The organism is Roseibium album (assembly GCF_965233825.1).
Lineage (GTDB): Bacteria > Pseudomonadota > Alphaproteobacteria > Rhizobiales > Stappiaceae > Roseibium > Roseibium album.
Window position 1 is genome coordinate 3814690 of record NZ_OZ247583.1, and the last position, 15960, is coordinate 3830649.

A 15960-nucleotide genomic window follows, 5' to 3' on the forward strand; every position below is an offset into this window, starting at 1 on the left:
GGGTTTCATGTTTCCGGGAGTTGAATTGTGAAAATTGTTGCGGCCATACCCGCGCGGGGCGGCTCCGTTGGACTTCCTGGAAAGAACATCAGACCCTTGAACGGAATACCGCTTGTGGGCAGAACGGTTCGCGCTGCAAGGGGCTCAAGGTTCGTCTCGGACGTCTTCGTCTCCAGCGACTCCGATGACATATTGAACGTCGCTGTCAAATACGGTGCCCGGGCCGTCATGAGACCCCTGGACTTGTCTGGTCCGACCGCAAGTTCTGAATCGGCTTTGATGCACCTGTTACGGAACGAGCCATCACTTCAAAGCGAACCGCCCGACATTCTGGTCTTCCTGCAGTGTACGGCGCCATTCACGCAGGCGCATCACGTCGATCAGGTGGTGGAAGCCCTTTTGAACAAGGGCGCGACCAGTGCTATTTCGGTTGTGGATGACCACGGCTTTTACTGGGAAGTCGGCGAAAACGGCGAGGGTGTCGGCATCAACCACGATCCGAGCAAACCGCGCGTTCGACGTCAGGACATTTCTGCAAGATACCGTGAAAACGGCGCGGTTTATGCCACGCGCGTGCCTGAGTTTCTGGAAGCCGGCAACCGGTATTGCGGCAAGACCATCCTGGTGCCGGTGGACTCGACCTGGATCGAGATCGATACCTCTCAGGACTGGGACATGGCCGAGGCCTTCATCAGGACCGAGCAGTTCACGGGCGAGCTTGCACCCGAACATATCAAACCCCTGCGCGCGCTGGTCACCTCTTTCGACGGTGTTCACACGGACAACTCGGTTTTCGTCAATCGTGACGGCACGGAATCAATTATTTGCAACCGATACGACGAAATTGGACTGGACCGCCTGCATGGTCGCAATGTCCGTCTTTTGATGCTCGACCGTGAAGAGAACAATCTTGCCATGCAGCGCGCGCGAAAGCTTGCCATGGAGTATCAGTCCCATCCCTTTGACAAGCTTCAGATCATGTCGGACTGGAGTACGACACATGGCATCGGCTTTTCGGAAATGGCGTTCATTGGTGCAGACATTGCAGATATCGACTGCATGAAAGCGTGCAGCCTGAGCGCCGCACCGCGCAACGCACCGGCGGAGGTGAAGGCCTGCGCCTCGATTGTGCTTGAAAGTGCTGGAGGGGCTGCCGTTGTGCACGAATTCAGCGAATTGCTGATCTCCCGCGGCATGCTCGCCAAAGCCTGACCGTTAGCTCGGCATGTTTCTCTGAGGAATACCCGTATGGAAACTGAAACCGGTATCTTTGAGACGCTAGAAAGACTGGGGCTTGCCAGCCTTGAAACGCGTGAGACGTTTGCAACGTCGACCAGGGATCGGGAGGGACTGCCGGTCTACCGGGACAGCTTGTCCGGAGTTGTATATATCGACGGATTTTATGTCGGCGACAGTACGTATGAAGACGGAGCCTATCGGCAGGAAACCGTCCGGCGTGCGGGCAGTCGGGACTTCGAACTCCAAAAGGATACGCGCCGCCGCGTCGAAGCCTACAGCCAGTTCTACACCGGGAAGACGGTTACGGAATTCGGTTGCGGTGAAGGAGCGTTTTTGAGGAATATTGCCGAAAACACACTGGCGGTAAGCGGTGTGGAACTACAGGCGGATTTTATCAAAACCCTGATGTCCGATGGGTTCAGTTGTTTCGACAATCCAGCGGCGATCGCATCCTCGTCGCAGGACGCTGTCTTCGCGTTTCACGTACTGGAACATATTCCAGATCCTCTTCAGGTCCTTGCCGATCTTTCGGCAATCCTTAAATCGGGTGGCATTATCGTGGTCGAGGTGCCGCATGCCGACGATTTCCTCCTCTCCCAGCTCAAATCGGATCCCTTCAGGAAATTCACACTCTGGAGCCAACACCTGATCCTGCACACGCGCGACAGCCTTCATCGTATGCTGAAATTCGCAGGCTTCACCGACATCGTTATCGACGGCGTTCAGCGGTATCCTCTTTCCAACCATTTGAAGTGGCTGGCTGAAGGCCAGCCGGGTGGTCATAAGGGAGTGTTGTCTGCGCTCGACACGCCGGAGCTTTCTTCTGCCTATGAAGCTGCGCTCAGGAAGATTGACGCAACGGATACGCTTGTTGCTGTCGCAAGAAAACCCTGATCAATGGCTTCGGGCGGCGCCGCTAGGAGAGCTTCAGTCTCTCGCGGCGCGACTGGGGATAGACTTCTTGCAATTCGGACTTCATGACACCCACAATCTCCGGGAGGATCTCCGACGTCGGCTTGCTTTCGTCGACATGGACATACTTCATGCTCGGATACCAGGGTGGCGAAGCCTGTCCGAGCAATAGCGGCGGCTCCACGGGGCCGAACCGGACACAGGGGACACCGAGAATGCCGGCCATGTCGGCAACGCTGGTATTGGCTGAAACGACGAGATCACAGATCGCCGTCAGGTCGGCCGCCGCGCAAAGGTCATCGAAAAGATCCACATCCTCGAAAGAGACGAAACTTCCCCTGGCGCGTGCCGTCAGGAATTCCAGTTCCTTCTGGACCGCCAGATACTGAAGGTTGACGTAGATCGCGTCCTCCGCCTCGATGACCGGCGCGAAGTCAGGCGCAGAAAGATAGTATCGTGCCCGGTATTTCTGAAGGTTCTTGGACCGCCAGGCAACCCCGATGACAGGCTTTTCACCGGCATCGGGAAGACGGCTGAGATAGTCGCGGGCACGGACCGGATCGAACGCATAGACGGGTGATTTGGCGAGGTGAAACTGCTCAATGTCCCGTCTGAAAATACGGGCGATATCGGTGATATTTGCGGTAACATCGTAGTCGGCGGGCAACACGGCATCGTCCGGCAGCTTGACCCGAAACACCATCTCCGGAAAAGATCGCTCGTAGAATGGCACTGCCTTGGGCGACAGCTCGACAATCACTTTTTTTGCAAGCCCGACAAGGTCAGGTAGCATGGTGCCGCACTTTAGCGCATCGCCCAGGCCCTGATCGCCCCAGACCAGCACGGTCTTGTCGGAAAGGTCTTCGCCATCCCATTCCGGAACGCTGAATTCGCGGGCAGTCGAACTCGACATCTTGTCGCTGAACCGTGCCCGGTGAAGTGCCCAGCCGTTGTCGAGATCGCTGACGGACAGATAGGAAAGAGATAGGTTCCAGTCGATCCCTGCTGCCCCTTCCGGAGCGAGCTTCTTGGCTTTCAGGAACGTGTCGATTGCCTGCTGGCCGCGACCGAGCATGAGATAGTGAACCGCAAGCGTTACCAGGCGGTGGTAGTCCTTGGGATTGTCTGCGACGGCCTCTTCGGCATAGGTCACGCCCACGTGGGTCTGGGAGAGCGAGAAAAGAAGCCGGGCTGCCTCGTGTTTGATGTCTGCGTTACTCGGGAAGCGTTTCAGCGCCTCGGACAATTCCTCTTGCGAAACATCATAGTCTTTCAGTTCCTGCCGGCAGCGGGACCGTTCGATGTAATTTTGCGGATTGTCCGGCACAAGCTGAATGGCCTTCTGGAAGAACACCAGTGCCTTTGAATAGTCCTTGTTCTGGCGCAGCAGAATACCGTAGTTCCGGTAGACATCGCCGAAATCGGGATGGTCGACGAGCAGACGCTGAAAGATCTCTTCCGCTTCCTCGGGCTGAGCCAGCTTCGTCAGGGCAATTCCCTTGATGTTGAGCGCTTCCTTCTCTCTCGGATTGAGTGAGAGGGCCTTGTTCGACACCGCGAGAAGACTTTCGGGATCCGTGCCGATGTCCATCATCGCCCGGGCAAGATTGGCATAAAACGGGGCCTGGTTTGCATTGGCACCGATGGCCTTTTGAATGTATTCCACCGCCCGTTTCGGATAACCCATCTGCCGGTAGGTTACTCCGAGCAGATGCAATGCGTCGGCGTTGTTGGGAACCTTTTTCAAAACCTGCTTGTAGCAGCGTTGCGCCTTTTCGATCTCGCCGGACTTTTGATAGGAAAGTCCTTTCAGCATTTTATCGCGGAGCGGATTAGGCGCCGTTTGCGTTGCCATCTCGTCTTAGTCCCTTTGGAATCACGGCTTTGAGCATATCAGTCCGTCATTCAACGCGCAGTCCGAGGAGTTGATATCCTCAATTCGTCTGGGGATAGTGGTTTTGAAACTTGTGTATTTCCGGAATTGGTATCGGTTTTATCTTCCTCGGTTTGGTTATCTCTGATGATTGCTCGGAAGATCACCAAAATCGCCGCGGGCAATACATTGGCCGGTGATGTTGGCTTGAGCGTCTTGCGCGCTTACCTGAGAGGCGAGTAACGGAATGCATTGGCTGCTGCAGGAATTCGAAGATACGCACAAGCTGGCCGAAGCGCTTGACAGGCTCGGCATTCCGTACTCATAGCACAAGGTCGTGCCCTTTGTCGGCGATCTCATTCCGGAGCCCGACATCCCGATTACGGATGCGGTGGTCATGTTCGGGTCCTATACGCTTTGGCGATACGCCAAAGCCAGAGGATACAGGCCGGGCGTCTTCCGGTTGCGGCCGTTCGTTCACGAAAAAAGCTGGCAACACTTTTTTCTGAACGGTGCCGACGCGCTCTTTCTGACAATTCGCGACATTCCAGAGCAATTGGCTGACGATGGAAGGTCATGGTTCATACGTCCGGTTGATGACAGCAAGGAAGAGCCCGGCAATGTGAAGGCAACGGACGAAATACTCCGCATGGCTGAAAATGTAATCGCTTTGAAGGAAGACGAAATCCCGAACGGCTCGCTGCGCCATGACACGTTGCTGATGTTAACCGAGCCCGTCCGTATTCTCAAGGAATGGCGGTTATGGGCCATCAACGGGACGATAGTCACCTGGTCGCTCTACAAGGAAGGATCAAGGGTCGTCTACCGGCACGAGATTGATGAAGATGCGTTGCAATTCGCGCAGGAAATGGTGGACCGCAATGCCGGCTACTCACCTGCCTATGTGCTCGACATCTGCAGAACCGGGCAGGGACTGAAGTTGCTGGAAACAAACTGCATCAACGCGGCGGGGTTTTATGCGGCCAATCTGGTCAAGCTTGCCTCGGTGGTTGATGGGCTTGGCAAAACCGAGGCAACACCGGAAGACGACTGAATGCGGCTTTCGTCGATGCGTATCGCACTTGCCAGGCTGGACGGTTGCAGGTCAAGACCGGATTTGAGCCAACGAACTTCGTGTGTGAATGGAAACCCTTCTGCATCTCCAGGAGTTGGTTTTAGCTCTCTCCAGCACTGTGTAGGCTTCCATCGTTGAAGAGAGTTGGTATTTGCGATAAATTCGGAAGAAATTTGAATCGAATTAGAAATTAAAAACGAAAATAGTAAAGTAGCGAACGAGTTACTTCTGAAATTACGCAGATCATGCGTAGCCGATGTGAGGTGTGTTCACATGAAAACCGGATCGGACGCTTGAATGCAAAGGGATAATGCTGGATTGGCGTGTCGGGGCTGACCGGGAACCGCGAACTGGTCGGAACGCAAGCCGCAGTCTCATTGTGAGTATGACACTAATGCGCTCGGAGACAGTCTGGTGGTGATGGTAAAACTGGTTTCGGGAAACTGTATTTGCTTTACGAGTTAGCAAAAAGAAATCCTTGTCACCGTTGTAGATATTTTTTGTAGTCATTGCAGAGGCTGAATCATGTCGTTCCTGATAGATATTATTATCCCGGCATCAAAACAGAATCCGAAGATGAAGGTTGTTCTTCAGATAGACAAGGACACCAACTACAGCGGAACCTGGCGAATTGTGCGGCCTATTCCGGCAGGGTTTCGACGTTTCACGAGCGCCGGTATGGGCGCCTGGACCGGGGACGTAAACGGTTGGAAATTCAACCTGAAAGAATCAGGGTCTGGAAAGAGGATCTGTGGCTTGTCCCGAAACTGGGACAGGGATGGAGCATTCGAGGCACGTTGGGGAGACGGCCAGAGTTTCTTTGGCGGCACGGTCTACGGTAATTTCAGCTCCTGGAAACCTCAACTGGCCAAAGGAAGAGCGCACGCTTGGGGTGGACTTCTTTTCAAGGCAAGCGTTGGTGCCGGAGTGTCGGGCGAGGCTGCTATCGGCATATTGTGCAAGGTGGGTGACGAAAACCCGGCGGTAGCGGTGATATCAACTTCTTCGGGACGTCTGGGGGCAATTGCGGGTGTGTCTGGCGGCGCGGCGATCGTCCTGGCGACGGGATTTCCGACAGCGGCCAGCTTTGATGGCCATGTGTCCACCGGGACAGATTGGGCCTTGAGTGTCGGGGGAAAGTGGAAAACGTTCCTTGATCCAAAGGCGGCAAAGATCGCATCAAGCAACCTTCCGAACATCATCAAGAAAGTGGCAGAAGGCATGGCCACGAACTCTAGAGTTGTGCAGAGAATGGACAAGCTTGCGGATTGGGCGAAGGGTGGTGACCCGGCCTTTGAGGCCCTGCGGACCGAACTGCCGGGTCTTGCCAAGACGCTGTATGGCGAAGCGCTGATCGACTATTCGGAGAAAAACCTGACTGCGGTCGACATTCCGGGAGTTTCGGGTGGAACCGAAATTGGCATCTACTACAAATGGGATCGCATGCGACTTCATCGAAGCTACTAGTCGTGGCTCGAGAAGACGGGACCTGTCGATCTCGCAAAAAGAAACGCCCCGGTCGACCTGGTGGTTCGCGCAACGGGAGACGAGGCATCGGGCGTCTGCGCGACCAACGCATTGCCACCATTGGGCTGATCGCCCTTGAAACCAGGCTGCGGGTTACTCGGATATGCCGCTCCAAATGGTTATAGCCATAGGCACCGTTACGATGACCAGCATTTGTTGGCCATTCCCACTATGGCCGCAATTATCAAGGACGCTCTGCCACCAATAGCTGCGTTGGAGTGTTTTGATGATTATGCGTTTGCCTGCAATTGCCTTTCTGTGTGTCACCTTTTCCGCCCTTGCCGAAGCGGAAGAAAACGGTCCGATCACGAGCATTACATTGTCGTCCGGCGGTCTGGCCGAGATCGTCCGCAAGGCGGAAATCGACAGCACCGGCGAGATATTGATGACCGTTCCGCTGGAACAGGTGAACGATATTCTGAAAAGCATCGTGGTTTACGATGCAACGGGTGTTGTCGAAGGCCTTTCTCTGCCGGGTCCCAATCCGCTTGCCGAAACGTTCAAGAACCTGCCCTTTGCCGCCGAAGATCTTCAATCGCCCGCGAGGCTGCTGTCAAAACTGCAGGGAACACGTGTCCAGTTGGAAAAGCAGGGCACCCTGGTCGAGGGCCTGGTGATGGGCGTGTCGGTGCAGAACAAGGGCAATGACGGACAGGTCAGCGTGGCGTCTATCTTGAGCGATGGCGGCATTCTCGGCGTCGATCTGGAACCGGACACGGTCATCCGGTTTCTCGACGATGATATCCAGCAGAAAGTCTCGAGAGCCTTGTCTGCCGTCGGAAGCGGCAAGTCGGATGGCGCAAGAACCGTCTCGATCAAGGTTGCCGGCGAGGGGGCTCGCGAAGTCTCCGTCTCCTATGTCGTGCCGACGCCGATCTGGAAGACGGCCTACCGGGTTGTCATGCTGCCGGAGGACAAGGCCCGGCTTCAGGCCTGGGCAGTGCTTGAAAATGCAAGTGGCGAAGACTGGGACGATGTGCGGGTGAAATTGTCGTCCGGAGCGCCGGTCACCTTGAAACAGCGCTTGCATGATCTTTACTGGCGGCAAAGACCGGAAGTGCCCGTCGATGTTGCCGGCGGCTATGTGCCCAGGGCAGACAGCGGCGCAATCGAGGGGTTTCAAGACGGGTTCGCAGGCAACGCCTTGATGAAGCGAGCCAATGAAGCCCGCGCGCGAGTGGCTTATGCCGCTGCACCACCAATGGAGGAGGCGATGGCGCAGGCTCAGGTCGGACAAGCGGAAGAAGGCGCAGTAACGGCGTTCTTTGCGCTTCCTGACGCGATTGACCTGGAAAGTGGCGAAACGCTTTCGGCGCCGATCGTCGATGCGGTTGTTTCGGCCGAGAGCGTGTCGGTCTTCCAACCCGAGAGTGGCCTTGACCACCCAATCGCAGCGATCCTGATCAAGAATGAAACAGACTCCAGCCTGCCGAAGGGCATCCTGACCGTCTACGACAGAAAGGAAGGTTACGTCGGCGATGCGCAGATCAACGGGATGCCGGCCGGTGAACTTCGCATGGCGAGTTTCGCGACCGATCGCAAGGTGAGGGTGGCAACGGAAACCGAACCGACACAGGAGATCACGTCGGTCAAGGTCAGCGGTGGCATACTGACAGCAACCGTCGAGGAAAGATCGAAGACGGTCTACACCGTCAGGGGCGCTCCCGACGGTGACCGCCAGGTTATCATTGAGCATCCCCGCCGGGAAGGCTGGCGCTTTTCATCGCCCGAGTACCTGGATTCCACCAAAACGCACCGCCGCTTGAAACTCACTGTACCAATGGGCGAGACGGTTGCGGCAACCGTGGAAGCGGAGCGGACGCTGGAAGAAAGGCATGCCCTTTTCAACACGGACCAAATCGGCCTGTTGAACCTCGTGCGACGGGTACCTGACACGGAGAGTGCCGACAAGCTGAGGGCTCTCGCTGACATGCAGGCCGAAAGGACGCAGGTACAGTCTCAAATACAATATTCACGCGAAGGAAAGTCTGAGGAGATCAACAATCAGCAGCGCCACCGTGCCAACCTTTCGGCGCTGTCTCCCGGGTCGGACCTTTACAAGCGCTCGCTTCAAAAACTGGATAACTCCGAAACCAGGATCGAGGAGCTCGACAAGGAAACTCTGCGGCTCGAAGCACGCCTTGCCGAACTGCGCAAGCAATTGGGGACGGCAATCAACAACTTCTGAAGGGCTTAGGCCTGCCCGGCAGGTTGGTCGCGATCCAGAAAGACGTGACCCATCCTGGCTCATGCGATCGAGTGAAGCCGAAATACATTCGCCGGGGAGTTGAGTTGCGCGCGCAACATAACTCCCCGGCGAAGGATGTTTGGAGAATTCCCTGATCAGAGGAAGCTGAACTCGTCCGGCACTTCGGGGGTCTGGAAGGCGAAGACGCTTTCGGCGAGCTCACCTGCCGCGCCGATCGTGCCGCCAACGATAGGCAAGCTGGAACCTGCATCGACAATCGTGTCCAACCACCCGTCAAACGCGTTTGCGAAGGCGAGTTCGGTTGAACTTTCGGCACTATGTGCCCCGAAGTAACCGTCGAAATCGATCATGCCGGCTGTTGGATCGTCGAAGGTTTCTTCAAAATCATCGAGTGCCTCGATCCCGGTTGCTCCCGAACGATCCGACCAGGTAAAGACGAAAAGTCCGTCATCAAAGGCTGACCCTATATCTATGTCCTGCGTCCCGTTTTCACCGACGATACGAAGGGTTTCCACCTTGGTCGCTTCCTCGTGCATGTTCTTGATCCGGACGCTGCCGCCATCGCCCTCGATCACCAGGTCTTTGCCGCCTTCAACAAAGAACCGAAGATCGCTGGCATCCATTTCGCCGGCGTTTCGAAGTTCCAGAACATCGGAGCCGCCACCGCCACCGGAGATGGCGTCCAGCTTGTCGCTGGCCAATCCAACAAAGTCACCGAGTTCACGCGCTGCGTCGAGGCCAGCCTCGTCGACATCCATCTCACCGGTCGAGCCGAAGGTGAAGAGGTAAGTGTCGTCGCCCTGGCCGCCTATCGCATCGCCACCGGCCTTGCCTCCGGTCAGGAAGTCATTGCCACTGCCGCCAAAATATTGAGTGCTGGAATAGTCAAAGATGGAGGTAATCGTGTCGTGAATGTCTTCGACAGCTTCCTTGGCATCGTCGACGACGTCACCGACCGCATCGACAATGTCGTCAAGCGGGTTCATCTCATCCAGGAACGCCTTAACGCTGTCCACCTTGTCGTTGATGCCTGACAGTGTTTCGCCGAACGACAGATCGAAGGGCAGCAGGGAAGATGCATCGGAGCTGTCGCCCGTGCCGAAATCCGGCAGCTGCGGAAAGACCGCCGACCAGAACAAGTCCGAGAATGCCCCTGTGTCGATCAGCCAGTCGCCGCCGTCCTGACCGAAGACGAAGTTCGTCTTTTCACCCGTCATCATCATCAGGTCGTCGCCGTTGCCACCGAAGGAGAAGTTGAACGATCCGCCGCCAAGGAAAATATCGTTGCCTTCCTCGCCCATCTGGAAGCCCAGATCGCCACCGGTGTTGAAGAGGTCGCCGCCGTCACCGCCGAACTGCAGGTTCAGCGAAGGGGCGTTTTCCTTCATTTTCTCCGTGAGGCTCTGCTTTTTGGTGTCATCGGAACCGGTGTTTTCGGTCGTCGTCGAGGTCGCTTCCGTGTCGTTGCTTTGCTCGTCCTTGTTTTCGTCCGCCTTTTCGGCAGCCTTTTCCTTAAAGTGATCTATGAAGGCCTTGAACGGGTCGGCTTCGCCGTCACCGCCGCGGGTGATCATGAAGTCGGTCGCATCGCCGCCGAACTGCAGCTGGACACCGGCATCCTTGCCGCGTCCCACCGCGATCATGACATCGGTGTCACCGCCGCCTTCCTGGACGTTGACCCGGCCGAGACCGATCATCAGGTCCGTGCCGTCGCCACCGGACTGCAGGTTACCCTTGCCGCCACCGAGAAGGACGTCGCTGCCACCGCCGCCTGCCTGGATGTTGCCCTTGCCGGCACCGATGGCAATGTCCGTTTCTGCGCCGCCGAGCTGGATGTTGAGTTCACCACCAGCCAGCATGACGTTGGTGCCGTCGGAGCCGGTTGAATTGGCGTAATCGGCTAGCTTGTCCTTCGCCGCGTCGAGATCGAACCCGGCAAGACTGACGCCATCGGGGATCGTTGACCAGAGCTCCGCACCGAACTGGACGTTGCCTCTGCCAGCGCCGATCAGCCAGTCATTTCCGGTGCCGCCGATCTGAATGTTGGCGCCACCACCGGCGACCAGGATATCGGCATCGTTGCCGCCATACTGGATATTGGTGCTGCCGACAGCGACGGCCAGATCCTCACCGTCACCGCCGACCTGCACATTCAGGCTGCCAACGGCGAACATCTTGTCCTTGCCGTCCTGGCCGAGCTGGACATTGGTCTGACCGGCCGCCAGAAGGAGATCGTCGCCATTTCCACCCGACTGGATGTTGAGGTTGCCGATGCCGACCATGGTGTCGTTGCCGTCGCCACCCCATTGAAGGTTGGCGTTGCTGACAGCGACCATCGTGTCGTCACCCGCTTCGCCGCTCTGGCTGGTCGCCAGAAGGGCGCTGGCAATCATCTTGTCGTTGCCGGTTCCACCGAACATGACATTGACGCCACCGGCACTGATCATCGTGTCATCGCCTGCATCGCCGAAAACGGTGTTGACGCCGCCAACGGCCGTTATCGTGTCGTTGCCGTCATTCCCGCGCAAAACATTGGTTCCGCCGATCCCCTTGATGTTGTCGTCGCCGGTGCCGCCATGCACGTTGTTGACGCCGCCAATGGCTTCGATCGTGTCGTTGCCGCTGTCGCCATAGATGGTGTTGAGTGCGCCGCGCCCTTTGATAACGTCGTTACCGCTGCCACCCCGCATGATGTTGACTGCTCCCCAGCCTTCCAGGAAGTCGTTGCCGCTGCCACCCTGCATGTCGTTGTGGGCACCGTAGCCATAAAGCGAGTCGTTGTGGGCGCCGCCGTCCATCTTGTTGGAGGCGCCATACCCATAGAGCTTGTCATTGTGATTGCCGCCATACATTTCGTTGCGGGCGCCATGGCCGTAAATGCGGTCATTGTGATCGCCGCCGCTCATGTAGTTATATGCGCCGGTTCCCTTCATGTAGTCGTGGCCGGAACCACCCCACATCTTGTTCTTTGCGCCATAACCGTACATGGAATCGTTGCCCGAACCGCCTGACATGGAGTTGTAGGCACCGTATCCGTAGACGCGGTCATGTCCGGATCCGCCGTAAAGATAGTTGGACCCGCCGTAACCCTTGACGAGGTCGTTGCCGCTGCCGCCGTCAAGCTTGTTCCAGCCACCGTATCCGTAAACCGTATCATTGCCCGAGCCGCCGAGAAGGTGGTTCTTTGCAGCGTGACCATAAAGTTTGTCATTGCCGCTGCCGGCATTCTTGTAAACGCTGATACCCCAAAGTTTGTATGTCTGATGAATCGATTTTGTAGAACTTCCCATGAGTCAAATTCCTTTTGTCCAAGCTATTGTTTAAATTTAGGTTTTTTGAAAAACAGTCAGTAGATTCGGGATGAGCGGCTGACTTTTTGTCCGTCGGCATTCAAACCGGCGAATTGGACGACGCGGCGCGGACGGCCGTCCGCCGCACGCCGCACGGCCTTGAAGGCAAGGCCTGGAAAAACCGTACGCACCAGATCTCTTGAAGCGGCGAAGCCGTCACCGAAAGGCGCAACGAGATCCATGACAACCGGATTGGTTCCGCAAGACCATTCGTCCGGAGACAGGGGAGTGTCGTCCTCCAGAACCGCCTTTTCCGTATCCGTGTCGAGATAGGCCCAGGTTGCCAGCGCCACCGCCAGACCCTTGCGGCGCCAGATCCGGAACTGTCCCAGTTTCATGGGTGGAAGAACCAATGCGCCGAATTGGTCGATACTGCGTGACCTGTAAAGATCGCACTGGGCCATGAGCGCAAGACTCTCTCCCAGGACGGTGAAATCGAGACCAGGCTCCAGATTGGTATTCGTGTTGTCATGCATCCGTTAGCTCACTATCTGACGCTCCGGCATTGGCTGAAACAGGCCGAGCGGCGCCTTTCCGATGGATCTTTCCGATCTATCGGTTGCGGTTTTCAGAGCCAGGTTGGTCGACCTGACAAAGTATTAGCGTTTTGCAAAAGCAGTTCAGGCGAAAACATCGCCTTGATATTCATGTAATCGCCGTGGCGACCCACCAGGTATTGAAAATAGGGGAAGTATCCGGACGAATATGTTCGGTACTGCTAATCAAAGCCCCCGTCGCTTTTAAGGTCAGCCGGTTGGCATTCCCTAGCGACAAGGTGACCTTGGGGCAGTTTTGGTTAACGAGTAGTGACGGGCGTCACTAAAGGTTTGGTAAAAATGGATATCGACAGAATATGAGTGTGGTAAGTAGTGTTTTTTTGAATGTTTGTGACTTAAAGCACAAATGAATCCCTGAGTGTTCAAGTGTATTGTGATTTCTATCACGAGTTAATATTTTACGAGATTTCTATGTAATAAAGATGAGAGTGCACAATAGTGACAAGAGTATTGCCGTTTGTTCTAGTGCTTGAGGCCTGGAAGCGTTTCAATAGCGGCACCGAGTTCGTCGAAATGCGAAATCACCTTGTCCGGTCCGAGTTCGGAAACGGGGACAGGCGTGTAACCGAAATCGACTGCAATGACTGGAATGCCGGCATTGCGGGCTGCGTTGATATCTGTGCCACTGTCGCCGATCATGATCGAGCCCTCGACTGTACCACCCGCGCGCTCTATCGCCCCATGGACCGGATCCGCATGGGGTTTGGACCGTTCATAAGTGTCACCGCCGACGACAGCATCAAAATATTTCGCAAGATCAAGTGCATCCAGGAGCGGAAGGGTCAGTCGCTCGGCCTTGTTGGTGCAGACCGCGAGTTTCCAGCCTTGCTTTCTGAACGTTTCCAGTGAGGCCTCGACACCTTCGAACGGTCTGGTATGCACGGCAATATTGGCGGCGTAGTGGTCCAGAAAGTGACGGAACAGCGGGTCGACCATCTCGTCCGTCCACTCGATTTTGTTGAATTCGAGCCCGCGCTGCAACAGGATCCTGGCGCCCATGCCAACCATGTGGACGACCTTTTCCTGGGGGACTTCACGGTGGCCGTTTGCCGTCAGGACGACATTGAGTGTGACGACAAGATCTTCCATCGACGACACCAGCGTGCCATCCAGATCGAATACAAGAACTGACATGAAACCCTCGAACCGGTGAGATGAACTTCCTGCGTACCCGGAAATGGAGGGGAACTGCAAGTGTGCGCTGACGTGATGGCGCTTCAAACGACGCCTAAAGTTTATAGGCCGTGCGGAAGCCGCCCCAATGCCTGCCCTGGACGAGGATCGGTGCGTCGATTTCCTTCATCCAGACGATATTGCCACCACCCATGTCCCGTGCATACGACTGGATAAGGAAGGGCCGCGTGTTGCGTGCCGCACTGAGACCGGCACGATCGTCGAATATCCGTTTGTTCCTGCAATTGGCGGTATTCCAGACAGGATCGTCGGGACGCTGCGGATTGGAAAAGACCAGATTGTGAACCGGCAGGTATCCGTTTCGGTCGACAGAGGCACAAAATGCCATGCCGTGTTCCGTGCCACTGGCGAGAATGTCTTCCTGGATTTCCGGAAGCACGTTTTCCAGATGCTGCAACGCCCGCGTTGAGACCTGCTGCGGATTCGTTCCTTCAATCGGTTGATAGTCCGTGTCGAACAGGTCGTCCAGGGTCAGCACATTTCGCGAGACAAGATCCTGCATGGTGTTTTCTATTCTTGAAGCGCCGGATTGTGCACAGTCCACTTCGCGGGCGTGGCTCTCGTGAATGGAGGCGAGCTTGCGACGCAGGGCTTGCTCGAAGGCCGGTTCGGGATCCTGGAAACAGCTGTGAAATCCGTTGTCCGATACGCCAACCAGTCTCGCGGTGACGTTGCCAAGTCCATTGAGCTCGAGTTGAACGGTGTCGTTTTGCTTCAGGGCAAGGTCACTGTTTGCCTTGAAGAGAAGGCCGCCCTCTGAAATATCCAGAGTTTCGATCTGGCCTGTCGCGGAGCCGTTTGCGACCGACCCGGAGATCTTGACCGGCAGACGGTCGTGCTGCCGCCTGTTTCCGAGTCCCGTCTGCCGGATCATCATTGTGAACCGGTTCTGAAGCGATCGGCTGGCGGCACTCATCTGCGCACCGGATTCGCGGGCCAGTGCGCCCCCTTCTTCTGCCGAGACCGCGCTTTCGGTGATTATCTGTGCCTTGCGAACTACCTCCTGGGCAAAGTCAGCGGTCTTGTTTGCTTGTTCACCGATCAGATTGGTCGTGTTTACCTGGGAGCGCACCGCGTCTTCGACAGTGGCAAAACTCGGCCGGATTTTTCCGATTATGTCGATGATCCTGTTGACCGAACCCAGGCTGTGTTCCGCGGACAGGTTCAGCTTTTCAATATTGGAGACGATCTGCTCCGTTGCCGATTGCGTCTCGACAGACAGGGCCTTGACCTCGCTTGCGACCACGGAAAAGCCTCTACCTGCCTCTCCCGCACGGGCAGCTTCGATGGTTGCATTCAAGGCCAGCAGGTTTGTTTGTTTTGCGATGTCCGAGATAAGGCTGACAACATTTGCAATGTCATCAATGGCGCCCTTGAGTTCAAGTACGCCTTCATTGGCCTGATCTGCGATTTCACGCGCTTCATCAGCGAGTTGGTTGGAAACACCGACCTGTGATCCGATCTCGCCGCTGGAGGCTGACAGTTCCCGGATGGATGTCGCCAGGTTTGAGGCGTTTTCATCTGCAACGGCCGATTGGCCTGAAAGCAATTGAGTATCGCTTCGGATTGCCTCAAGTGTATCCATTTGACCGACCAGCCGGTCCTGAACCTTGTCCGCGGCAATATTGATTGTCCTGGCTGCGACCTGGAGATCGTCTTCCAGACTATCAAGCACGAACTCAAGCTGATCTGACTTGTTCTGGTCCGGGCCTTCGCGTGCATCGTCCGCCGGGGCTTGAGCCCCGGTTTCTTCCCCAGGGTTGGTGCTGGCGTCGGTCAGTTCGTCAAGCGTGGATTTCTTGCGCCGAAACAGATTCATTTGAGACCATGCTTTTCAAACCTCGGGAAATTGCGTTCAAGATCGCAGTTCATTCTAAAATCATGGTTAACAAATTCATTATTCCGGTTCTCCAGCTGTTTCCTCACGGAAGTCGGGAATGCCACTGGACCGGCGGAGGCTGGCCATGTTAAGCACCCGGCGATCAGGAATATGTAACCGGCCGCGGCCCATCCGCTGGGGTGGT

Annotated in this window: 9 protein-coding genes and 1 pseudogene; 5 read left to right on the forward strand and 5 right to left on the reverse strand. The window is 56.1% G+C overall.

The window, feature by feature from the left end; translation table 11 throughout:
* Window positions 1–27: 27 nt before the first annotated feature.
* A complete protein-coding gene (locus tag ACO6TI_RS17400; RefSeq protein ID WP_422382973.1) occupies window positions 28–1212 on the forward strand; it encodes a cytidylyltransferase domain-containing protein in 1185 nt (394 codons plus the stop codon).
* A gap of 36 nt (window positions 1213–1248) precedes the next feature.
* Window positions 1249–2133: a class I SAM-dependent methyltransferase gene (locus tag ACO6TI_RS17405; protein ID WP_104705077.1), complete on the forward strand. Its 885-nt coding sequence runs from the start codon at window positions 1249–1251 to the stop codon at window positions 2131–2133.
* Window positions 2134–2155: 22 nt separating this feature from the next.
* On the opposite strand, the gene ACO6TI_RS17410 is transcribed toward ACO6TI_RS17405, so the two are convergent.
* Window positions 2156–4006, reverse strand: a complete 1851-nt coding sequence (locus ACO6TI_RS17410; RefSeq protein ID WP_422382974.1) for a tetratricopeptide repeat protein — start codon at window positions 4004–4006, stop codon at window positions 2156–2158.
* A gap of 265 nt (window positions 4007–4271) precedes the next feature.
* Between ACO6TI_RS17410 and ACO6TI_RS17415 the strand changes: the two are divergent.
* The 3 genes and pseudogenes from ACO6TI_RS17415 to ACO6TI_RS17425 all read left to right on the forward strand — a co-directional run bounded on the left by ACO6TI_RS17415 (window position 4272) and on the right by ACO6TI_RS17425 (window position 8814).
* Window positions 4272–5078 (forward strand): annotated as a pseudogene (locus ACO6TI_RS17415) (ATP-grasp domain-containing protein).
* Between the two features lie 597 nt (window positions 5079–5675).
* Window positions 5676–6566 carry a hypothetical protein gene (locus ACO6TI_RS17420; protein ID WP_144436148.1) on the forward strand — a complete coding sequence of 297 codons (891 nt, stop codon included), beginning with the start codon at window positions 5676–5678 and terminating at the stop codon, window positions 6564–6566.
* A gap of 286 nt (window positions 6567–6852) precedes the next feature.
* Complete coding sequence (locus ACO6TI_RS17425; RefSeq protein ID WP_196899108.1) at window positions 6853–8814, forward strand: DUF4139 domain-containing protein; 1962 nt, start codon at window positions 6853–6855, stop codon at window positions 8812–8814.
* Window positions 8815–8969: 155 nt separating this feature from the next.
* Here the strand turns inward: ACO6TI_RS17425 and ACO6TI_RS17430 are convergent, their stop codons facing one another.
* The 4 genes from ACO6TI_RS17430 to ACO6TI_RS17445 form a co-directional block, all read right to left on the reverse strand.
* On the reverse strand, window positions 8970–12125 hold the full coding sequence (locus tag ACO6TI_RS17430; protein WP_422382975.1) for a calcium-binding protein: 3156 nt from the start codon (window positions 12123–12125) through the stop codon (window positions 8970–8972).
* Window positions 12126–12181: 56 nt separating this feature from the next.
* Complete coding sequence (locus tag ACO6TI_RS17435) at window positions 12182–12661, reverse strand: toxin-activating lysine-acyltransferase (RefSeq protein ID WP_422382976.1); 480 nt, start codon at window positions 12659–12661, stop codon at window positions 12182–12184.
* Between the two features lie 543 nt (window positions 12662–13204).
* Window positions 13205–13876, reverse strand: coding sequence for a phosphoglycolate phosphatase (gene gph / locus ACO6TI_RS17440; protein ID WP_196892935.1), 672 nt, complete (start codon window positions 13874–13876; stop codon window positions 13205–13207).
* 94 nt (window positions 13877–13970) lie between these two features.
* Window positions 13971–15755: a methyl-accepting chemotaxis protein gene (locus ACO6TI_RS17445; protein WP_422382977.1), complete on the reverse strand. Its 1785-nt coding sequence runs from the start codon at window positions 15753–15755 to the stop codon at window positions 13971–13973.
* Window positions 15756–15960: the final 205 nt, after the last annotated feature.